We start from the raw sequence: 21,312 nt of genomic DNA, 5'->3' as shown, positions 1-21,312 counted from the left end.
AAGATGTGCGAATCCACGGGAACCCACCGGGGGCGGAGTTGGCGGCGGAGCTGCTGTTCACGGCGGGTGACCTGGCGCGGATGCGCTTCGCGGTCTCGCCGATGTGGGAGGTGGGCCCGAGCCTGCGCCTGCTGCACTCGGGGCTCGCGCACGCCGTCCACCGGCCGTGGGTGGAGCAGGTGCGCCCCAGGCTGGCCGCCGCCGGGCCGGGCCACGGCTGGCTGGCCGAACTCGTCCCGCCCACCGGCTACGTGCCCGACTTCGTCAACCCCGCCCCGGCCGGGCCCGCCCCGACCCTGGCGGGCGAACTGGCCGCGATCCGGGCCACCCCCGCCGAGCGGGTGCGCCGTGACCTCGACCGGATGCGGGACGGCCGGGGCGGGCTCGGCCCCCGGCTGCGCGCCCTGTACGCGGACCCGGCGGCCGGCCTCGCCCGGCTCACCGAGGCCATCGAGGCGTACTGGGACCTCGCGCTCGCCCCGTACTGGGCGCGGATCCGCGCCGTCCTGGACGCGGACGTGCTGTACCGGGCCCGGCAGGTCGCCGAGCACGGCGCGGCCCGGGCCCTGAACGACCTGCACGCCGAACTGTGCTGGACGGAGGACACCCTGCGGCTGCGCCGCCGGTCGCGCCCGCTGTCGCGCCGGACGGCCGGGGCGGGCCTGTTGCTGATCCCGTCCGCCTTCACCGGCCCGGCGTTGTTCAGCCGGCTCGCCCCGCCGGATCCGCCGCAACTCGCCTACCCGGCCCGGGGGATCGGCACCCTGTGGGCCACCGCCGCCGCCCCCTCGGCCGGTACGGCGGCGCTCGCCGCCGTCCTCGGCCGCTCCCGCACCCTGCTGTTGACCGAACTCGCCGCTCCCGCCTCCACCACCGAACTCGCCCGCCGCACCGGGCTGTCGCCGTCGGCCGTCTCCCAGTACCTGACGGCGCTGCGGGACGCCCGGCTGGTCAGCGCCCACCGCGTCGGGCGTTCGGTGCTCTACGCCCGGACGGCCTCGGCGGAGGCGCTGCTGGCGCCGCTGCTGCGGCCGACGGGCGGCGCGCAGGGCGCTTGAGGCGCCCGGGCGCGGCCTGGCCGCCGTCCGGGACGGATCGGTAGGCATGCCCGGCATGGACTGGGAGGGCATCGTGGCGGAGCCCCAGGGCGCGCTGACCGCGTTCGACGGCGGCCTGGTGCTCGACCTGGACACCCGGATCGTCACCCTGGACGGCCGCGCGGTCCAGCTCACCCGCCAGGACGCCCGGGTGCTGCGCGCCCTGATCGAACTGGGCGGGGGCACGACTCCCTGGTGATCATCGAGCGGATCTGGGGTTTCTGGCCTCACCGGCGCGAGCTGGACGTGCCGATGACCATCCTGCGGTTCAAGCTCGGCGAGCCGCCGTGGATCGACCGGACCGGGGACGGCTACGGCCTGCGGGCCCCGGAGCGGCGCGGAGGCCGGCCGGCGACGAGGTCCTGACCGCCCACCTCCTGACCGTCCACCACGGCGGCCGCAGGAGCGCCGCGGCGGCGGACCTGGCGGGACTGTGACAACCGTCATGCCGAGTCCATGATCACCCTCCCTGGTCCGGGGCCCCGCCCGGCCGGGATGATGGGGCGCGTCGACGGGCGGGAGCGCCCAGGGTCGGGTGAACGGGGGGTCGGCGATGTCGCCGCACGAGATCGGGTTGTACGCGAGCGCCGCCGTGGTGGTCAGCGTGGGACTTCAGGCGCTGGTACTGGCCGGCTCCAACGTCGGTCAGGGAGTCGGCTCCGCAGCCGGCCCGGGAGCCGGCGCCCCGGCGGGCGCCGGGCCGGGCGAGGTGCTCGCCGTGGTCCGGGCCGCCCTGGCGCGGCGGCCCCGGGCCACCGTCACGCTGTTCGCGGTGATGGCGGTGATGGCCGTGCTCCAGTACGCCGTGCCCGCCCTGGTCGAGGATCTGATGCGGCAGCCGGGAGCGCTGTCCGACGGGCAGTGGTGGCGGGCGGGCACGGCCCTGCTGGTGCAGTCCTCCGGGATCACGCAGATCGCGATGAACCTGCCGGCCCTGCTCGTGGTCGGCGCCGTCGCCGAGTCGGTCCTCGGGTGGTGGCGGACCCTGGCCGTCTTCCTCGTCAGCGGCGTCCTCGCCCATGTGGTCAGCCTGGCCGGTTGGGCGCCGCGCGGCGGCGGCGACTCCGTGGCCGTCTGCGGCCTGCTCGGCGCGCTGGCCGTCACCTGCCTGCTGCGCGGGAGCGCCCTGGGGCTGGCGTTCAAGGGCACCTGGTACCTGCTGCTCATCCCCGCGGCCGGTCTGGTCCTGTGCGCGCTGCGGAACAACCACGGCGCCGGCCTGGTGGCGGGCTGCCTGCTCGGACTGGCGCTCGCCGCCGGGACGAGGACCAGGCCGAGCCGGCAGCCCGCCGCGGCGTGACGGGGGGCCTCGGGCCTGTCCGGCGGATCCTGCGGGGCGCCCGACGCCGTGTGCTGATCCGCCGATATCTGCCGGGCACGCCCTAACCTTCCTGGACCGACCTGTCCCCGAACGTGGCCCGCCCGGTCGGCCGGTAGGTGTGGATCGCCACGCCCGCCCCGGTGGTGACGGCGGCCGTGAGCGCGAAGGAGGTCGGCAGGCCGCCCTCCGGGTGCTCCGGTGCTGGTGATCCCCCGGAGCCAATCTCGCAGACCCCCAGGTCGGACCGGGGCCTGGCACGCCGGGCGCCGACGGCGGTCTGGGAGAGTGCGGGTATGACACTTCCGACCCTTCGCTGCGCCGTCCTCGACGACTTCCAGGGCGTCGCCACCAGCATCGTCGACTGGTCCCCGGTCTCCGAGCGGGTGGCGGTGACCGCCTTCTCCGAGCACTTCGGGTCGGAGGACGAACTCGCCGCCGCGCTGGCCGACTTCGACTTCGTCGTGACCCTGCGCGAGCGGGTGCCGTTCCCGGCCTCGCTGTTCGCCCGGCTGCCGAGGCTCAGGCTGCTGGTCGCCTCGGGCATGCGGAACTCGGTGATCGACTACGCGGCCGCCGAGGCGCACGGCGTGACGGTCTGCGGGACGACCAGCTCCTCCACCCCGCCGGTCGAGCTGACCTGGGCGCTGCTGCTCGGCCTGGCCCGCGGCATCGTGCCGGAGAGCGCGGCGCTGCGCGAGGGCGGTCCCTGGCAGAGCACCGTCGGCGCCGACCTGCACGGGCGGGTGCTCGGGCTGCTGGGCCTGGGGAGGATCGGCGGCCCGGTCGCCCGGATCGGGCTGGCCTTCGGCATGGACGTGGTGGCCTGGAGTCAGAACCTCACGGACGAGCGGGCCGCCGAGGTCGGCGTGCGCCGGGCCGCCGACAAGGAGGAAGTGCTGAGCGGCGCCGACTTCGTCTCGATCCACCTCGCCTTGGGCGAGCGCACCCGGGGGCTGCTCGGCGCGGCCGAACTCGCCCTGATGAAGCCCGAGGCGTACCTGGTGAACACCTCCCGGGCGGCGATCGTCGACCAGGACGCGCTGCTGGCCGCGCTCACCGGGGGCCGGATCGCGGGCGCCGCGGTGGACGTCTTCGACGTCGAGCCGCTGCCCGCCGACCACCCGCTGCGCACCGCGCCCCGGCTGCTGGCCACCCCGCATCTGGGGTACGTGTCGCGCGACAACTACCGCCGCTACTACGGCGAGGCGGTCGAGGACATCGCGGCCTACCTGGCCGGCGAGCCGATCCGCCGACTGGGCTGACCCCCGGGCTGGGCCGATTCGCCGAGCCGGGCCGCCGCGTCGAGCCGGGCCGCCGCGTCGACCGGGCCGCCGGCGCGGCAGCCCGGCTCGGCTCGTTCACGGCACCATCCAGCCGAGGACCGGGGTGGACTGGAGCCAGGCGAGGAGGCAGAGGACGGCCAGGACGGCCAGGCTCCAGCCGATGATCTTGCGGAGGACCTCCCCCTCCCGCCCGTACGTCCCGACCGCGCTGGCGGCGATGACCAGGTTCTGCATCGCGACGGCCTTGCCCTGGACGCCGCCGGTGCTGGTGGTCGCGGCGGCCAGGAGGGGGGACAGCCCGATGTGCTGGGCGGCGGAGACCTGCATCGCACCGAAGAGCGCGTTGGAGGAGGTGTCGGATCCGGTGAGGGCCACGCCGAACCAGCCGGTGAAGCCGGAGAACAGGGCGAAGGCACCGCCGAGGCCCGCCAGCCAGGTGCCGATGGAGACGGCCATCCCGGAGAGGTTCATCAGGTAGGAGAGGGCGAGGACGCAGGCGATGGTCAGGGCCGCCCAGCGGATCTGGTGCAGCGCGTCCAGGTAACAGCGCAGTGCCCGCCGTACCGGCACCCGCAGGATGAGCGCGGTCAGGACGCCGGTGGCGAGGAGCAGGGTCCCGGCCGCGCCGAGCCAGCCGAAGTCGAAGGTGGTGACCGCCACGGGTCGGCCGCTCGGGCTGGTCACGTGGAGGCCGGGCCAGGGGAAGGCGACGTCCTGGTCCTTCACGAAGCCGGCGACGGGCCCGCCGTAGGACACCAGGGCGAACAGCGCCGTGATGATCGCGTACGGGAGGAAGGCCAGCAGGGTGTCCCGGCGGGGGGCGCGCTCCACGCGGGGCCCCGTTTCGGCGGCGGGGCCGTGCCGTCGCGCTCGGACCCTGAGCAGCACGATGACCGAGGCGAGCGAGGTGAGCGAGGCCACCAGGTCGGTGAGTTGGTAGGTGAGGTAGTTCGAGCAGAGGAACTGGCCGACGGCGAAGCCGGTTCCGGCGGCCAGGGCCACCGGCCACACCTCCCGGAGCCCCCGGCGTCCGTCGAGGAGGAGCAGCAGGACGAACGGCACCAGGGCCGCGATGACGGCGGACTGGCGGCCGACCATGGCGCCGAGGTCGGCCCCGGGGAGGGAGGTGACCTTGGCCAGGGTCTGGATCGGGTTGCCCACCGAGCCGAAGGCCGCCGGCGCCGTGTTGGCGAAGGCCGCGACGGCGGCGGCCTTCAGGGGGTCCAGCCCCAGGCCGAGCAGGATGAGCGAGGTGACCGCGATGGGGGTGCCGAATCCCGAGAGGGACTCGATCATCGCCCCGAAGCAGAAGGCGATCAGCACGGCCTGGATCCGGACGTCGCCGGAGAGGGACGAGAAGGTCCTTCCGATGACGTCGAAGTGTCCGGAGGCGCGTTGGAGGCGGTTGATCCACACCGCGCCGAGGATGATCCACACGATCGGGAACAGTCCGAAGGCGGCTCCCTCCAGTGCGCCGTCGGCGGCCTGGCCGAGCGGCATGCCGTAGCCGGCGGTGGCGATCAGGAAGGCGGTGGCGAGCCCGGCGAGGGCCGCCCAGTGCGACTTCAGGCGCACCAGGCCGAGCAGGACCAGGAGGACGAGGAGGGGGGTCGCCGCGAGCAGGGCGGCGAGAGCGGGGTGTCCGAGCGGGTCTGGGACTTGGCGATACACGGGTGGGTCTCGCTTTCTCCAGTCGGCGATGACCGCGACGGCGAGAACGCTCGATCCACCCGGGTACGGACGATCGGCGCACGCACGTTTTCGCATCATGGAACCCGAGTTCCATCAGGCGCCAAGCATGGGATGCGCCGATACCGCCGTCAAGGGGTCGGGGCGCGGGCTCCGGATCGGGAGTACCGGCCCTGACGCACCGTCAAGGAGGCTTCGAGTGGGTCGAGTTCGCCGTCACCCGCGCGCTCCGAGCACGACGCCGAGCCGCTTCGCCGCCGCGCTGACCAGGGCTCCGTGCTCCGCCCGCGACTCGTCGGTGGCCCGGCTGGCGGGGACGTTGACGCTGATGCTCGCGACCGGCAGCCAGAGGCCCCCGATGACCGCCGCGGCGACCGCCGAGACGTCGGAGCGCCACTCGCCGCTGTTGGTCGCGTAGCCCCGGCGCCGGACCTCCGCCAACTCGTCCAGCAGCCGCCGTGGTTCGACGATCGTCGTGTCGGTGTACCGGGCCAGCCCCTCGGCGAGATGGCTCTCCAGCGCCTCGGCGGGGCTCGCGGCGAGCACCGCCTTGCCGTTGGCGGAGGCGTGGGCGGGCAGGTCCTGCCCGAGCGGAAGGACGATCCGCACCGGCTGGCTGGTCTCCAGCCGCTCCACCAGGATCACCCGGCCGCCCTCCGGCACGGCCAGGTGGACCGTTTCGCCGGTCTGCCGGCGCAGTTCCTCCATCACCGGTACGGCGGCGTCGCGCAGGCCCAGTTCACCGGTGGCCTGCCGGCCGACCTGCAGCGCCTTGGCGGTGACCAGCCACCGGGTGGGTGCCCCGCCGGCCTGGCGCAGCCACCCCGCCGTGTGCAGGGTGAGCAGCGCCCGCTGCACGGAGCTCTTCGGTAGGTCCATGGCCCGCGCCAGCTCCGCGACGCCGATCGGCTGGCGCGCGGCGACCTCCTCCAGTACCCGCAGCGCGTTGAGCACGTTCTGCATCCTTGACCCCCTTCGAAGGTGGCGCCTACGCTCCACTATGCCGCTCCACGATACGACGTGCCGTCAGACGGCACAACCCTTAAGGGGGTTCGACGCGTATGTCCTTCCGTACCGGCCGCCACTTCCTCCAGATCCCGGGCCCCACCAACGTTCCCGACTCCGTGCTGCGGGCGATCGCGGGGCCCACGATCGACCACCGGGGGCCCGAGTTCGCGGCACTGACGCTCCGTCTGCTCAAGTCGATCGGGCCGGTGTTCGGCACCTCGGGCCCGGTCGTGATCTACCCCGCCTCGGGGACCGGTGCCTGGGAGGCCGCCCTGGTCAACACCCTCAGCTCCGGCGACCGGGTGCTCTGCTTCGAGACCGGGCAGTTCGCCACGCTCTGGCAGGAGATGGCCCAGGCCCTCGGCCTCCAGGTGGACCTGGTGCCCGGTGACTGGCGCCACGGTGCCGATCCCGCGGTGCTCGCGCAGCGACTCGCCGAGGACACCGACCGGACGATCAAGGCGGTGTGCGTCGTCCACAACGAGACCTCCACCGGCGTGACCAGCCGGATCGCGGAACTGCGCCGGGCCCTGGACGAGGCGGGCCACCCGGCGCTGCTGCTGGTCGACGCGGTGTCCTCGCTCGGCTGCCTCGACTACCGCCACGACGAGTGGGGCGTCGACGTCACGGTGTCCGGCTCGCAGAAGGGCCTGATGCTGCCGCCCGGGCTGGGGTTCAACGCGGTCAGCCGCAAGGCGCTGGTCGCTTCGCGCACCGCCGGGCTGCCCAGGTCGTTCTGGAGCTGGGCGCCGGTCATCGAGGCGAACAGGAACGGTTCCTTCCCCTACACCCCCGCCATCAACCTGCTCTACGGCCTGGACGAGGCCCTGCGGATCCTCGACGCCGAGGGGCACGGCAACGTCCACGCCCGGCACGCCCGGCACGCCGCCGCCACCCGGGCCGCCGTCCACGGCTGGGGCCTGGAGGTCCTGTGCGCGGACGAACGCGAGTACTCCGGCTCGCTCACCGCCGTCCTGCTGCCCGAGGGCCACGACGCCGACCGGTTCCGCGAACTCGTCCTGGAGCGCTTCGACATGTCGCTCGGCGCCGGTCTGGGCAGGCTCGCCGGCCGGGTCTTCCGGATCGGCCACCTCGGCCACCTCAACGACCTGACCCTCATCGGCACCCTCGCCGGGGTGCAGCTGGGCCTGGAACTCGCCGGGGTGCCGATCGACCCGGCCGGCCTCGGTGCGGCGCTCGACGTGCTCCGCCGTCCGTGAACGCCCCGGCACCCCCAGACACAGGAGTCAACCGGACATGACAGCGAGCAGTTCCGACGCCTCGACGGCCGGCCGCGGCCCCGAGCGCGCCGCCCGACCCGAGAGCGGCACCCCTGACGGCGACACCCGCGCGCTGGAGCACCGGCTCCGCCGCGACCTCGACGGCGAGGTCCGCTTCGACGACTACACCCGGCACCTGTACTCCCGGGACGCGAGCATGTACGCGATCACCCCGGTCGGCGTGGTCCTGCCCCGGCACGCCGACGACGTCCAGGCCGCGGTCGCCGCGGCGGCCGAACACGGCGTACCGCTGGTGCCGCGCGGCGCGGGCACCAGCCTGGCGGGGCAGACCGTGGGGCCCGGGCTGGTCCTGGACCTGTCCCGCCACCTGAACCGCATCGTGGAACTGGACCCCGAGGCCCGCACCGCCCTGGTGGAACCCGGCGTCGTCCAGGCCCAACTGAACCGCGCGGCGGCGCCGTCGGGCCTGGTGTTCGGCCCCGACACCTCCACCGCCAACCGGGCCACCATCGGTGGCATGATCGGCAACAACTCGGGCGGCAGCGGGTCGCTGCGCCACGGGATGACCATCGACCACGTCCGGGAGCTCGACGTCGTGCTCTCCGACGCCAGCCGGGCCCACCTCGCCCCGGTCGACGCGGCGGAGCACCGCCGCCGGGCCGCCCTGCCGACCCTCGAAGGCGCCGTCTACCGCGAACTCCCGCGGATCGTCCGGGCCAACGCCCGGGCCATCGCCGAGGGAACACCGGAGTTCTGGCGCCGCTCCGGCGGGTACCGCCTGGAACGGCTCGTCCGCGAGGGCGCTGAGGGCGCGGAGGGCGCGGTGGACGCCCCCTTCGACCTCGCGAAGTTCGTCGTCGGCTCGGAGGGCACCCTCGTCATCGCCACCAGGGCCCTGGTCGACCTGGTGCCCAGGCCCGCGCACACGGTCATCGCCGTCGGCCACTTCACCTCCGTCGCCGGGGCCGTCGACGCGACCGCGGACGCCCTCGCCTGCGAACCCGCCGCGGTGGAGCTGATGGACCGGACGATCCTCGAACTCTCCCGGCGGAAGATCGAGTACGCCCCGCTCGGCGGCATCCTGGCGGGCGATCCCGGGGCCCTGCTGTTCGTCAGCTTCAGCGGGGACGACGAGGGCGAACTGCGCGGCCGGCTCCAGCGGCTCACCGCCCGGTGGGCCCGGCACGGCCACGGCTACCACACCCTGCACGCGGTGACCGCGAAGCAGCAGGAGGCCCTGCTCAAGGTCCGCTCGGCCGGCCTCGGCCTGCTGATGGCCGCCGGCGAGGGCACCCGCCGCCCGCTCGCCTTCGTCGAGGACACCGCCGTCGACCCGGTCCACCTCGTCGACTACACCCGCCGCTTCCAGGAGGTGCTGGACCGGCACGGCCTGTCGGCCGGCTTCTACGGGCACTGCTCGGTCGGCTGCCTGCACATCCGCCCCTTCGTGGACCTGACCGACCCCGCCCAGGTGACGACCATGCGGGCGGTCGCGGAGGAGATCCGGGACCTGGTCACCGAGTACGGCGGTGTCAACTCCAGCGAGCACGGCGACGGCCTGGCCCGCAGCGAGTTCAATCCGCTGCTCTTCGGGCGGGACCTCTACGAGGCGATGCGCGGTACGAAGCGGCTCTTCGACCCCCGGAACCTCTTCAATCCCGGCAAGATCGTCGACGCCCCCGCGATGACGGACCACCTGCGGGACCGGGCCCTGCCGCCCGCGCCCGAACTGCGCACCCGGCTCGCCTTCGAGGTCCTCGGCGGCATGCGCGGGGCGGCCGACCGGTGCATGAACATCGGGCTGTGCCGCAAGAGCGCCACCGGCACGATGTGCCCCTCCTACATGGCCACCCGGGAGGAGGAGCACTCCACCCGCGGCCGCGCCAACGCCCTGGTGAAGGCGCTCTCCGAGCCGGACCCCCGGCAGGCCCTGGGAGACGAGCGCCTGCACGGGATCCTCGACCTCTGCCTGATGTGCAAGGCGTGCAAGAGCGAGTGCCCGCTCGGCGTCGACATGGCCACGCTCAAGGCCGAGACCCTCTCCCACCACCACGACCTGCACGGGGTCCCGCTCAGGTCCCGGGTGTTCGGCGCCATCCGGCTGCTCAACCGGCTCGGCTCGGCCACCGCGCCGCTCTCCAACCTCCCGGGGCGCAGCCGGCTCGTCCGCCGACTGCTGGAACGGAGGTTGGGCATCACCGGTGCCAGGCCGCTGCCGGCCTTCGCGCGGGACAACCTGCTGCGGTGGTTCCGGCAGCACGAGGGCGCGGCCCCGTCGGCCCCCCTCGGTGAGGTGACCTTCCTGGCCGACTCCTTCACCACCTACACCGAGCCGGCCATCGGCCGCGCCGCCGTCGAACTGCTGGAGCTGGCCGGCTGGCGGGTCCGGCTGGCGGCGCAGGGCTGCTGCGGTCGCGCGAGTCTGTCCAAGGGACTGCTGGACGATGCCAAGCGGCAGTCGGCCGGCCTCGCCCACGCCATCGCCGCGACGGCGGCCCCGGACTCACCGGTCACCGGCTGCGAGCCGTCCTGCCTGATGACGCTGCGGGACGAACACCTGGCCCTGCACCCGGACGACCCGGTGGTCAGGGATCTCGCGGGCCGGGTCCGGCAGGTGGAGGAACTCCTCACCGAGGCGATCGACGCCGGACGCCTCCGGTTGAGCCCCGACGCCTGGCCGGCCGGTCGCCGACTGCTCTACCACGGCCACTGCCACCAGAAGGCCGAGGTCGGTACGGCCGCCACCATCGCCCTGCTGAACCGGATCCCCGGCGTCGAGGTGGTCGAACTGGACGCCGGCTGCTGCGGGATGGCGGGCTCCTTCGGTTTCGAGAGCGAGCACTACGAGGTGTCCATGACGGTGGGGAACGACCGGCTCTTCCCCGCCGTCAACGCCGAACCCGAGGACACCGTGATCGTCGCCACCGGCGCGTCCTGCCGCCAGCAGATCTTCCACGGGACGGAGCGCCACGCCTGGCACCCCGTCCAACTCGTCCGCGAGGCCCTGCTGACCGGGACCGCACCCGCCCCGCCCGGCTGAGCGGGGTCCGGGGGCGCGGGGTCCGGGGGTGCGGCGGCCCGGGTCGTCCGGGCCGCCGCGCCGCACCGTGCGCGTCAGTTGACGTTGACGCCGCTCCAGGCCGCCGCGACGGCCTTGTACTCGGTGCTGTTGAGGCCGTACAGGTCCTTGGCCGCGCTGAGGGACGCGGTGCGGGCACCCTTGTAGGTGGTGGTGGAGGTCATGTAGACGGTCAGCGCGCGGTACCAGATCTTGGCGATCTTCTGGTTGCCGATGCCGGCCACCGTGGAGCTGTTGCAGGTGGGGCTGTTGTAGGTGTAGCCGTTGATGGTCTTGCTGCCGCTGCCCTCGCTGGCCAGGTAGAACCAGTGGTTGCCGACGCCCGAGGAGTTGTGCACGTCGAGCTTGCCGACCGAGCTGCTCCAGCAGTCCGCCGACTGGCCGTCGAGCGAGGGCTTGTCGAAGCGGCGCAGCCACGGCGGGGTGGACTGGTCGCTGAACAGGTAGTCGGGGGTGTCGACCTTGTTGTTGGCGTACCACTCCACCATGGTTCCGAAGATGTCGCTGGTGGACTCGTTGAGGCCGCCGGACTCGCCGCTGTAGCGCAGGTTGGCGGTGGCGCTGGTGACGCCGTGGGTCATCTCGTGGCCCATGGTGTCGAGGTCGACCTGCTCGGGGTCGGTGCTGCCGTCGCCGTCGCCGGTCATCATGCAGAAGCAGCTGTCGGACCACTGGGCGTTGTCCCAGTTGGTGCCGACGTGGACGAAGACGGTGGCGCCCTTGCCGTCGTTCTTGATGCCGTTCCGGCCGAAGGTGTTCTTGTAGTAGTCGTACGTCCAGGCGGTGTTGGCGTGGGCGTCGACGGCGGCGGTGGAGCGGTCGGTGGAGAACTTCTTCCCGTCGCCCCAGACGTTGGTGGCGCTGGTGAACGCGGTGCCGGAGCCGGCCTTGAGCGCGCTCGCCGCGACGTTGTTGGCGTCCTTGGTGACGTGGCCGCGGACCGGGTCCTTGAGGGTGTAGCCGCCGCCGCTCTGGGCGGTGGTGTCGATCGTGATGTCGCCGGTGTACTCGGAGTGGCCGGTGCCGGAGGCCTGGTGCTCGGCGTCGTAGGTCTCGATCTGCTCGCCGGTGGTGGCGTCGGTGACGACCACCTTGCCGGCCGGCTGGCCGTGCTCGCCGGTGCCCTCGACGGTGGTGCGCCAGGCGAGCCGGGGCGTGCCGTCGGCGGCCCAGACGACCAGTTCGGGCGTGCTGGTGGCGTCCTGGACGCCGGGGGCGGCCGTGAGCGCGGCGGAGGCGCCGGCCTGTGCGGGCACCTTCGGGACGGTGGACCCGACGGCGGCGTCGTGCGCGGCCGCGCGGGAGGAGTCCTTGAGCCGGCCGCGGGCGTCCTGGTGGACGACCAGGTCACCGCCGACCACCGGCAGGCCCTGGTAGGTGCGGTCGAAGCGGACGTGCTGGGTGCCGTCGGCGTCGAGGACGACGTCCTTGACCACGAGGTCCTGGCCGGCGCCGAAGCCGAACACCCCCGCGTTGCGGGCGACGTTGGCGCGGGCCTGGGATATCGCGGCCTCGCGCATGCCGGGGGCGGCGGACGCCGTGCCGGTGGGGACGGCGACGGCGACGAGGGCGGCGACGACCGCGATGGCTCCGGCCGCGAGGGGGCGGCGGGAGGAGGAGGTGGGGCTCACTCGGACTCCAGTCGGGGTAGCTGCAGGGAAAAGAGCTGCGACCGACATTGACGGCGATCAGTCAGGTAGAGCTAGGGGAATGGTCATATCTTTGCCAAGTTGTGTCCTGTTCAAATCAAAAGTGAGCAGAAATCAACACCCGTTCTGTACCTGTTCGATCGTGTTCCGACGCACGGCGCGACGAGGCCCTAGGCTCGCGCTCATGGACGGATGGGTGGGGGCCTGGACCGGCGGGCAGGCGGCGGTCCACGTGGGCAACGTCGCGGACTTCAACGAGCAGTTCTTCGCCCCGGGCATGGACGCCGACCAGCGCGCCCGCCGGCTGCGGCAGGCGCACCACTACGCCTGCCTGGCCACCTGCTACAGCCCCGAACCGGCGCTGCTGGTGCTGCCCGCCGAAGTCGGCCCCGAGTGGACCGACTGGCTGGCCCGGGACTTGGAGTGGGGCCCGGTCGAGGTGCACGGCGGCGTCGCGCCCGAGCGGACGGTGGCCCGGGCGCTCGCCGAGCGGCCGGCCCTGGCCGCGCGGATCGCCGCCCTCGGCCGGCCGGTGGTCGCCTGGGGCCGCACCGCCGCGCAGGGCGAGGGCCCCGAACTGGCCGCGGTGCACCGCTACGAGTCCAAGGCGGCGGCCCACGACCTGTTCGCCGAACTCGCCCCCGACCACCCCGGCGTCGTCGTCCCCCGCCAGGAGCGCCCCGACGGCCGGGGCCGGGCGGCCCGCCGGCTGACCGCCCGCGCCGCCCGGGGGCTGACCACCGTGCTGAAGAGCCCGCACGGCGTCGGCGGCTACGGCACCGTCGTGGTGGAGCCGGCCGACCTGTTCGCCGCCGGCGGCGGCCGGGCCCTGCTGCGGCGCCTGGTCCGCTCCGAACTCCTGCCGGGCCAGGGCGGCCTGCTGCTGGAGGAGCACATCGACCCGGGCCCGGCCGCCCGGCTGCGCGACCTCACCTACGACGCGCTGGTCGGCCCGGACGGAGCCGTCCACCCGGTGGGCGCCGGCGACATGCACGTGGCCGGCACCCGCTACCAGGGCGTCACCGTCGGCCCCGACGCGGTGGCCCGGGGCGCCGCCGGGACCGCCCGCCGGTTCGCCCTCGCGGTGGGGGAGCGGCTGGCCGCCGAGGGCTACCGCGGTTGGTACGACGTGGACTTCGTCACCGACCGGCAGCGCCGGCTCGCCCCCACCGAGATCAACCTGCGGCTCACCGGCCCGGCCGTGGCCTTCATGCTGCGGGCCCGCCTCGACCAGGTGCGGGGCCCGGGCCACCTGGTCCGCACCCTGGACGCGATGCCGCTCGGCGCCCGGCTCGCCCCCGGCGCGCTGCACGACCACCTCGACCGGCTGCGGCCGCGCTGCGCCCGGCTCGGCGTCACCCTGCTGCCGCTGATCCCGACGGCGGGCCGCGACCCGGAGCCCGCCGTCGGCCTCGCCCTCGCCGGGACGAACGCCGAGGCGCTGGACGCCGCGCAGGCGTTGCTCGTGGCGGCGCACCACGGGCTGGCCGGGATGTTCGAGGCATTGCGCTGACCGGCCGTCAGTGTCGAGCGGTCGTCACCGTCTCGCGGCCGTCAGTGTCGAGCGGTCGTCACCGCCGGGCAGCCGTCACCGCCGAGTAGCCGTCACCGCCGAGCAGTCGTCACCGCCGCGCGGTCGGCCGCCGGAGCAGGAAGGTCAGCACCACCAGCGCGGCCGCCATCAGCGGCACGTTGAAGGTGAACACCAGCGCCGTCTCGCGCGGCCAGTCGGTGGCGTCGGTGAGCCGGTAGAGGTTGTCCTGCGGCCACCAGGAGGCCAGCAGCCACACCACCGAGAGGTAGGTGAGCAGGGACAGCCTGAACGACCGCCCCTGCCGCAGCACCGCCGGGAAGCCGAAGAGGAGGAAGGCCACCCCGGCGCCGAAGGCGAGGTTCTCGCACAGGTAGAGCACCTGGAACCAGCCGTGGTACGAGCCGGGCACCACCGAGAGGTCCGTCGCGCCGGGGTAGAAGGTGTCGGTGCTGATCCAGGCGAAGAACGCGACGAGCACCACGCAGAGGACCGCCAGGCAGCCCGTCGGGTCCGACGCGCTGCCGCGCCCGCCCCCGGCCTTGCCGCCGCCGCCCTTCCCCGCGCGCGACCCCGCCTTCGCCGATCCGGCGGCGGTGTGCTCCGGCGGGGCGGGCAGCGGAAGCGCGGCGCGGTCCAGCTTGCCGGCCCGGGTGCGCGGCAGCTCCGGCACCGGGACGACGGCCTCGGGCGCGCCGCCGTCCGGCAGTTGGGCCGCCAGGTACTGGGAGAGCGACCAGCCGTCCGCCCCGTCCGCGTCCGGCGCGGTCACCGCGTACCCGACCAGCCTGCGCAGGCCCGGCCGCAGCTCCAGCTCCACCACGGCCGCCTCCCGGACCGCCGGGTGGGCGCGCAGCCGGCCCTCGGCCTGGGCCGCCGCCGCGACCCGGGAGACCACCGCGGCCCTGCGGGCGACGGCGACCGGCCCGACCACGTGCGCGGCGCGGCCGAGGAACTCCAGCACGCCGTCGTCCCGGAGCCGGCCGATGTCCCCGGTCAGCAGCACCCGGCCGTCCGGATCGAAGTCCGCGCGGACGAACCGGTGGTGGGTGTCGTCGGCCCGGTCGAGGTAGCCCCGGCCGAGGCCGCCGCCGGCGATCGCGATCTCGCCGGCCCGCCCCGGCGCCACCGGGGTGCCGTTCGGGCCGACCACGTACACCCGGGTGCCGGGGAAGGGCCGGCCGATCAGGGAGACCCGCTCGCCGTCCTCGGTGGCCGCCGTGCCCATCGCGTCGAAGTAGGTGCTGTCCACGGCCGCCTCGGCCAGGCCGTACACGTTGAGCACCCTGGTCCCGTCGCCGAGCAGCCGCTGGAGGCCCAACTGCTCGTCCAGGTACCACTTCTCGGCGCCGACGGTGAGCAGCCGCACGCCGGGCAGGGCCTGGCCGGTCCGGGCGAGGTGGGCGGCCAGCCGGCGGGCGAGGCGGGCGTTGAGCTCCAGGACGGTGATCCGCTCGACGGCCACCAGGGCGGGCAGGTCGGCGACGTCGGTGGTGCGGTCCAGGGTGAGGTTGCGCGGGGCGACCACCAGGGTGGCGCCGGTGCCCAGCGCGCGGACCCAGTCGGCGGTGAAGACGTCGAACTCCAGGCTCGACGTCTGCAGGATCCGGTCCGCCGGGGAGAGGTCGTACACCTCGCGCCAACCCCGGTACGCGGACAGCAGGTTGCGGTGCTCGACCAGGGTGCCGGTGGGCAGGCCGGTGGAGCCGGAGGTGTAGAGGACGCAGGCGAGGTCCTCCGGGCCGGTGGGCGTCTTCGGCGGGTCGGCCGGCCGTCCGGTGAGGTCGACCGTGTCCAGGCAGACGATCCGTGCCGGGCCCGCGTCGGCGAGCCGCACCCGGTGGCTCTCCTCGGTCACCACCAGGTCCGGGGCGGCGTCGGTCAGGACGTGCCGCAGCAGCGCGTCCGGCGCGCTCGGCTCCAGCGGCACGTACGCGGCGCCCGCCTTCAGCACCGCGAGCAGCGCGACGTACACCTGCGTGCCCCGGCCCAGCGCCACCGCCGCCCGGCCGCCCGGGGCCAGTCCGTGCGCCGCCAGGCGGCGGGCCAGGGCGTCGGCCCGCGCGTCCAGCTCCCCGTACGTCAGCTCGGCATCGCCGCAGCGGACGGCCACCGCCTGCGGCGCCTGTCCGGCCCGCAGTCCGACCAGGCCGTGCAGCGTTTCGGCCGCCCGCCCCTCGGTCGCTTCCCCGTCGGTCGGCATCGGCGCTCCCCCGTTCCCTCCGAATCCCCCGATCATCCTCCCAACTCCCGCCGGGCGACAGGGTCCTGGAGCGTCCACTCCTCGGACGGCCCGGCCCCGCCCGCGGCGACGGTTGTACTCTGCACGCGGACGGTCGGCGCCGGCCCGTCCGGTACGGCGCCACGCCCGTACCCTGTCCGGTGCCGCACTTCGGAGGTCCGCCCCCATGAGCTCGTCCGTTCCGCCCTTCGACGGCCCGCTGCTGCGCACCCGGGACGTGGACGTCGTGCGCGACGGCCGCCACCTGCTGCGCGGGATCACCCTCGCCATCGAGCCGGGCGAGCACTGGGCGCTGCTGGGGCCCAACGGCGCCGGGAAGTCGACCCTGCTCGCCCTGCTCGGCGCGGTCTCCCACCCCACCCGGGGCGAGGTGGACGTGCTCGGCCGCCGGCTCGGCCGGGTGGACATCCGCGAGCTGCGCGCCCACCTGGGGCACGTCAACCCCCGGCACCCGCTGCGCTCGCCGCTGAGCGTGCGCGAGGTGGTGCTCACCGGGCACACCAACACCATCGAGCCGGAGTGGCACCGCAAGCCCGGCCCCGAGGTGCTGGAGCGGGCCGAGCAGCTGATCGAGACGCTCGGCATGGGCGCGATCGCCGAGTCGGCGTGGACCACCCTGTCCCAGGGCGAGCGCGGCCGGGCCCTGATCGCCCGCGCGCTGATGCCGAGCCCCCGCCTGCTGCTGCTCGACGAGCCCGCCACCGGGCTGGACCTGACCGCCCGCGAACTGCTGCTGGACAGCCTGGACCTGCTGCGCCACCAGCACCCGGAGCTGGCCAGCGTGCTGGTCACCCACCACCTGGAGGAGCTGCCGGAGAGCACCACCCACGCCCTGCTGCTGCGCGACGGGGAGTGCGTGGCGGCCGGGCCGGTGGACGAGGTGATGACCACCGAGCTGATCAGCGTGACCTTCGGCCACCCGATCCGGATCAGCCGCCACGAGGGCCGGTGGACGGCCCGCGCGGCCGCACGCCGTACGCCCGGGCGCTGACGGACCCAGGGGGCGGGTGTAGACGGTAAAGAATTCTTACGTAAGGTATGCCTTAGCTAAAAAGGTGGCGCCGGCCTGGTCGGTGCTTGACCCTGACCCGGCACACCCATGCCCTTTTCCGTTGGAGCCCCCATGTCCGCCCGCCGCCGTTCCACCGCAGCCGCGCTGCTCACCCTCGCCGTGGCGACCGCCACCCTGGCGGGCTGCGCGGAGAAGAAGGACGACAAGGCGGGCGGCGCCGACGCGGTCAAGATCAACGCCACCGACACCGCCTGCGAGGTCTCCAGGACCAGCTTCCCGGCCGGCCACGTCGTCCTGGACATCAGCAACAAGGGCGCCAAGACCACCGAGGTCTACGTCTACGGCGCCGGCGACAAGATCATCACCGAGCGCGAGAACATCGGCCCCGGTACCAAGGCCAGCATCAACGCCGAGATCAAGGCCGGCTCCTACGAGATCGCCTGCAAGCCCGGCATGGTCGGCGACGGCATCCGCCAGAAGATCACCGTGACCGGCGAGGGCGCCAGCACCGCCGCCGCCGACCCGCGCCTGGCCGCCGCCGTCGACGCCTACCGCACGTACGCCCAGCAGCAGGCCGACGCCACCATCCCGGCCGTCGAGGCCTTCGCCGCCGCGATCAAGGCCGGTGACGTGGAGAAGGCCAAGTCGCTGTACGCGCCGTCGCGCACCGGCTGGGAGCGCACCGAGCCGGTCGCCGAGAGCTTCGGCGACGTCGACCCCAAGACCGACACCCGCGAGGACAAGCTGGAGGCCGGCCAGGAGTGGACCGGCTGGCACAAGCTGGAGAAGTCGCTCTGGGCCGACGCCAGGATCGGCGACGACGAGAAGAAGCTCGCCGACCAGCTGGTCAACGACCTCAAGGACTGGCAGAAGAAGATCCCCGAGGCCGAGATCACCGCGACCAGCATGGCCAACGGCGCCAAGGAGCTGCTGGACGAGGTCGCCACCAACAAGATCACCGGCGAGGAGGACCGCTACAGCCACACCGACCTGGCCGACTTCCAGGCCAACGTCGAGGGTGCGCAGAAGGCCTACGAGCTGCTGAAGCCGGTCGCCGCCGAGAAGGACCCGGAGCTGGCCAAGACGCTGGACTCCGAGTTCACCGCGATCCAGGCCCTGCTCGCCAAGTTCAAGCAGGCCGACGGCACCTTCACCTCCTACGACAAGGTCACCGAGGCCGAGCGCAAGACCTTCTCCGACGCGGTCAACTCGCTGGGCGAGCCGCTGTCGAAGCTGGCCGCCGCCGTGGTCGTCAAGTAACGAGCGCGGTCCCACCCGAGCACCGTCCCCACCCCACCGACGCCGTGGCGGCCCGAAGCGGCCGCCACGGCATCGGCGAGTCAGCACAGAGAAGGATCCGCCCGCCGATGGACGCCGAGAACGCGCACGACGCAGACCACGCCGCCGGGACCGAGAACGCGCCGGCCGCCGCCCCCGGGGGCGCCGTCAGCCGACGGGCCGTGATCGGCTGGGCCGGCGCGGGCGTCGCGCTCGGCGCCGCCGCCGTCGGCTCGGTCGCCGCGGCCACCCGGCAGGACGACCCCGCCCCGGCCCCGGCCGCCCAGACCGGCGCCGAGGTGCCCTTCTACGGCGAGAACCAGTCCGGCATCGCCACCCCGGTCCAGGACCGCCTGCACTTCGCCGCCTTCGACGTCTCCGAGAAGGCCACCCGCGAGTCGCTGGTCAAGATGCTCAAGGAGTGGACCAAGGCCGCCGCCGCGATGACCGGCGGCCGCGAGGTCGGCACCGGCGCCGCCGACGGCCTGCCCGAGGCGCCGCCGGACGACACCGGCGAGGCCCTCGGCCTGCCCGCCTCCCGGCTCACCCTCACCATCGGCTTCGGCCCCACCCTGTTCGACCAGGACGGCGTCGACCGCTTCGGCCTCCGGGCCAAGCGCCCCGAGGCCCTGATCGACCTGCCGAACTTCAAGGGCGACAAGCTCGACCCGCTGCGCAGCGGCGGCGACCTCTGCGTCCAGGCCTGCGCCGACGACCCGCAGGTCGCCGTGCACGCGATCCGCAACCTGGCCCGGATCGGCATGGGCACCGTCAACATCCGCTGGTCCCAGCTCGGCTTCGGCAAGACCTCCTCCACCACCCCGGACGCCCAGACCCCGCGCAACCTGCTCGGCTTCAAGGACGGCACCCACAACATCGCGGGCACCGACGGCGCCGGGCTGGCCGAGCACGTCTGGGCCGCCCCCGGCGACGGCCCCGAGTGGATGACCGGCGGCTCCTACCTGGTCGCCCGGCGGATCCGGATGCACATCGAGACCTGGGACCGCGCCTCGCTCAAGGACCAGGAGGACACCTTCGGCCGGACCAAGGGCGAGGGCGCTCCCTACGGCAAGGCCAAGGAGCACGACGCGCCGGACCTCAAGGCGATGCCCGCCGGCTCGCACGTCGCCCTGGCCCACCCGGACGCCAACAACGGCCTGATGATCCTGCGCCGCGGCTTCTCCTTCACCGACGGCACCGACGGCCTCGGCCGCCTGGACGCCGGCCTGTTCTTCCTCGCCTACCAGCGCGACACCCGCAAGGCCTTCGTGCCGCTCCAGCAGCGGCTCGCGGCCGGCGACAAGCTCAACGAGTACATCCAGCACGTCGGTTCCGCCCACTTCGCCTGCCCGGCAGGCGTCCGCAAGCCCGGGGAGTGGTGGGGCCAAGCGCTCTTCGGCTGATCCCCCGCCCCGTTCAACCCCCCGAGGAGAGTGCCGTGTTCGGCAACTACCTGATCGGCCTGCGCGAAGGCCTCGAAGCCAGCCTGGTCGTCTGCATCCTGATCGCCTACCTGGTCAAGACCGGCCGCAGGGACAAACTGCCGCCGGTGTGGATCGGCGTCGCCTCCGCCGTGGTGCTCAGCATGGCGTTCGGCGCCGTGCTGCAGTTCGGCTCCTCCCAGCTCACCTTCGAGGCCCAGGAGGCGCTGGGCGGCTCGCTGTCGATCATCTCGGTCGGGCTGGTCACCTGGATGGTGTTCTGGATGCGCCGCACCGCCCGGCACCTGAAGACCGAACTGCACGGCAAGCTGGACGCGGCCATCGCCATGGGCACCACGGCCCTGGTGGTCACCTGCTTCCTGGCGGTCGGCCGCGAGGGCCTGGAGACCGCGCTGTTCATCTGGTCGGCGGTGCAGGCCACCAACGACGGCTACAACCCGCTGATCGGCGCCGCGCTGGGCCTGTTCACCTCGGTGGTGCTCGGCTGGCTGTTCTACCGCGGCGCGCTGAAGATCAACCTGGCCAAGTTCTTCACCTGGACCGGCGCGATGCTGGTGGTCGTCGCGGCCGGCGTGCTCGCCTACGGCGTGCACGACCTCCAGGAGGCCGGCTGGCTGCCCGGCCTGCACAGCGTGGCCTTCGACATCAGCAGCACCATCCCCAAGGACAGCTGGTACGGCACCCTGCTCAAGGGCGTGTTCAACTTCCAGCCGGACCCGACGGTGCTGCAGCTCGTGGTCTGGCTGCTCTACCTGGTGCCGACCCTCGCCGTCTTCTTCGGCCTGTTCGGGAGCAAGGCGAAGCCCGTCGCCGCCAAGCCGGCCGCCTGACCCCTCCGTTCGGCGAACCGCCCCGCCCCGTCCGGCACCGGCGGTCTCTAGGAGTCCTCGCAACACCTGATGGCCTATGCGGTTGTCAGTAGATCACGCAGACGCTCGGCTGGAGTTCTCCAGCCGAGCGTTTTGCGTGGGCGGCCGTTGAGTTGCTGGGCGACGTGTTCGAGGTCCTCGGGACTGTGGACGGAGAGGTCGGTGCCCTTGGGGAAGTACTGCCGCAGCAGGCCGTTGGTGTTCTCGTTCGACCCGCGCTGCCAAGGGGAGTGCGGATCGCAGAAGTAGACAGGCACTCCCGTGGCCACGGTGAACTGCTTGTGCGCGGCCATCTCGCAGCCCTGGTCCCAGGTCAGCGAGCCGCGCAGGTGCTCGGGCAGGGTCTGGATCAGCGGCACCAGCACGTCGCGGACCTCCTCGGCGGTGTGCCCGCCGGGCAGATGCCCGAGCATGACGTAGCGGGTGGAGCGTTCGACCAGGGTGACGATCGCGCTCTCGCTGCGGGGGCCGACGATCAGTCGGGTAGGTGCGGCGCATTACTGCGCCGCACCCCCCTCAGAACCGTGCAAGCAGCTGTTCACCGCACACGGCTCAAGCAAGCCCCATGGGC

General features: G+C 73.7%; 16 protein-coding genes and 1 pseudogene. 12 read left to right on the top strand and 5 right to left on the bottom strand.

The features are described from left to right. Positions 1 to 38: 38 nt before the first annotated feature. The 5 genes from ACIPLC_RS23405 to ACIPLC_RS23385 all read left to right on the top strand — a co-directional run bounded on the left by ACIPLC_RS23405 (position 39) and on the right by ACIPLC_RS23385 (position 3,680). On the top strand, positions 39 to 1,058 hold the full coding sequence (locus tag ACIPLC_RS23405; RefSeq protein WP_400474941.1) for a DUF5937 family protein: 1,020 nt from the start codon (positions 39 to 41) through the stop codon (positions 1,056 to 1,058). 46 nt (positions 1,059 to 1,104) lie between these two features. Further along, positions 1,105 to 1,296: a hypothetical protein gene (locus ACIPLC_RS23400; protein WP_400474940.1), complete on the top strand. Its 192-nt coding sequence runs from the start codon at positions 1,105 to 1,107 to the stop codon at positions 1,294 to 1,296. Further along, positions 1,293 to 1,463 (top strand): hypothetical protein, encoded by a 171-nt coding sequence (locus ACIPLC_RS23395; protein WP_400474939.1) that lies wholly within the window; start codon positions 1,293 to 1,295, stop codon positions 1,461 to 1,463. The genes ACIPLC_RS23400 and ACIPLC_RS23395 overlap by 4 nt, the downstream gene beginning before the upstream one ends. A 187-nt stretch (positions 1,464 to 1,650) precedes the next feature. Further along, positions 1,651 to 2,397 (top strand): rhomboid family intramembrane serine protease, encoded by a 747-nt coding sequence (locus ACIPLC_RS23390; RefSeq protein WP_400474938.1) that lies wholly within the window; start codon positions 1,651 to 1,653, stop codon positions 2,395 to 2,397. A gap of 314 nt (positions 2,398 to 2,711) precedes the next feature. Further along, positions 2,712 to 3,680: a D-2-hydroxyacid dehydrogenase family protein gene (locus ACIPLC_RS23385; protein ID WP_400474937.1), complete on the top strand. Its 969-nt coding sequence runs from the start codon at positions 2,712 to 2,714 to the stop codon at positions 3,678 to 3,680. Positions 3,681 to 3,776: 96 nt separating this feature from the next. Here ACIPLC_RS23385 and ACIPLC_RS23380 read toward each other — a convergent pair whose 3' ends face one another. Together ACIPLC_RS23380 and ACIPLC_RS23375 are read right to left on the bottom strand one after the other, a co-directional pair. Next, a complete protein-coding gene (locus ACIPLC_RS23380; RefSeq protein ID WP_400474936.1) occupies positions 3,777 to 5,372 on the bottom strand; it encodes an L-lactate permease in 1,596 nt (531 codons plus the stop codon). Positions 5,373 to 5,606: 234 nt separating this feature from the next. Further along, positions 5,607 to 6,353, bottom strand: coding sequence for an IclR family transcriptional regulator (locus ACIPLC_RS23375; RefSeq protein WP_400474935.1), 747 nt, complete (start codon positions 6,351 to 6,353; stop codon positions 5,607 to 5,609). Between the two features lie 98 nt (positions 6,354 to 6,451). Between ACIPLC_RS23375 and ACIPLC_RS23370 the strand changes: the two genes are divergently transcribed. Together ACIPLC_RS23370 and ACIPLC_RS23365 are read left to right on the top strand one after the other, a co-directional pair. Next, the gene (locus ACIPLC_RS23370) at positions 6,452 to 7,618 is read left to right on the top strand and encodes a pyridoxal-phosphate-dependent aminotransferase family protein (RefSeq protein ID WP_400474934.1); all 1,167 of its coding nucleotides are present in this window, start codon (positions 6,452 to 6,454) and stop codon (positions 7,616 to 7,618) included. Between the two features lie 37 nt (positions 7,619 to 7,655). Then, positions 7,656 to 10,679, top strand: coding sequence for an FAD-binding and (Fe-S)-binding domain-containing protein (locus ACIPLC_RS23365; protein ID WP_400474933.1), 3,024 nt, complete (start codon positions 7,656 to 7,658; stop codon positions 10,677 to 10,679). A 74-nt stretch (positions 10,680 to 10,753) separates the two neighbouring features. Here the strand turns inward: ACIPLC_RS23365 and ACIPLC_RS23360 are convergent, their stop codons facing one another. Beyond that, a complete protein-coding gene (locus ACIPLC_RS23360) occupies positions 10,754 to 12,349 on the bottom strand; it encodes a M4 family metallopeptidase (RefSeq protein WP_400474932.1) in 1,596 nt (531 codons plus the stop codon). Positions 12,350 to 12,551: 202 nt separating this feature from the next. On the opposite strand from ACIPLC_RS23360, the gene ACIPLC_RS23355 reads away from it, so the two are divergent. Continuing rightward, the gene (locus ACIPLC_RS23355; RefSeq protein WP_400474931.1) at positions 12,552 to 13,880 is read left to right on the top strand and encodes a hypothetical protein; all 1,329 of its coding nucleotides are present in this window, start codon (positions 12,552 to 12,554) and stop codon (positions 13,878 to 13,880) included. Between the two features lie 109 nt (positions 13,881 to 13,989). Here the strand turns inward: ACIPLC_RS23355 and ACIPLC_RS23350 are convergent, their stop codons facing one another. Continuing rightward, positions 13,990 to 16,101, bottom strand: coding sequence for an amino acid adenylation domain-containing protein (locus ACIPLC_RS23350; RefSeq protein ID WP_400474930.1), 2,112 nt, complete (start codon positions 16,099 to 16,101; stop codon positions 13,990 to 13,992). Between the two features lie 205 nt (positions 16,102 to 16,306). On the opposite strand from ACIPLC_RS23350, the gene ACIPLC_RS23345 reads away from it, so the two are divergent. The 4 genes from ACIPLC_RS23345 to efeU all read left to right on the top strand — a co-directional run bounded on the left by ACIPLC_RS23345 (position 16,307) and on the right by efeU (position 20,702). After that, the gene (locus ACIPLC_RS23345) at positions 16,307 to 17,131 is read left to right on the top strand and encodes an ABC transporter ATP-binding protein (RefSeq protein WP_400474929.1); all 825 of its coding nucleotides are present in this window, start codon (positions 16,307 to 16,309) and stop codon (positions 17,129 to 17,131) included. A gap of 132 nt (positions 17,132 to 17,263) precedes the next feature. After that, on the top strand, positions 17,264 to 18,412 hold the full coding sequence (gene efeO, locus ACIPLC_RS23340) for an iron uptake system protein EfeO (RefSeq protein ID WP_400474928.1): 1,149 nt from the start codon (positions 17,264 to 17,266) through the stop codon (positions 18,410 to 18,412). A gap of 107 nt (positions 18,413 to 18,519) precedes the next feature. Next, positions 18,520 to 19,833, top strand: coding sequence for an iron uptake transporter deferrochelatase/peroxidase subunit (gene efeB, locus ACIPLC_RS23335; protein WP_400474927.1), 1,314 nt, complete (start codon positions 18,520 to 18,522; stop codon positions 19,831 to 19,833). 35 nt (positions 19,834 to 19,868) lie between these two features. After that, on the top strand, positions 19,869 to 20,702 hold the full coding sequence (gene efeU / locus ACIPLC_RS23330) for an iron uptake transporter permease EfeU (RefSeq protein WP_400474926.1): 834 nt from the start codon (positions 19,869 to 19,871) through the stop codon (positions 20,700 to 20,702). Positions 20,703 to 20,776: 74 nt separating this feature from the next. Here efeU and ACIPLC_RS23325 read toward each other — a convergent pair. Then, positions 20,777 to 21,220: pseudogene (locus ACIPLC_RS23325) on the bottom strand (IS30 family transposase); the annotation flags it as partial. Positions 21,221 to 21,312 lie beyond the last annotated feature (92 nt).

It is taken from the genome of Kitasatospora sp. NPDC086801 (assembly GCF_044745805.1).
Taxonomy (GTDB): domain Bacteria; phylum Actinomycetota; class Actinomycetes; order Streptomycetales; family Streptomycetaceae; genus Kitasatospora.
The sequence above is the reverse complement of the archived record's forward strand: the minus strand, read 5'-3'. Positions and strand labels throughout refer to the sequence as shown.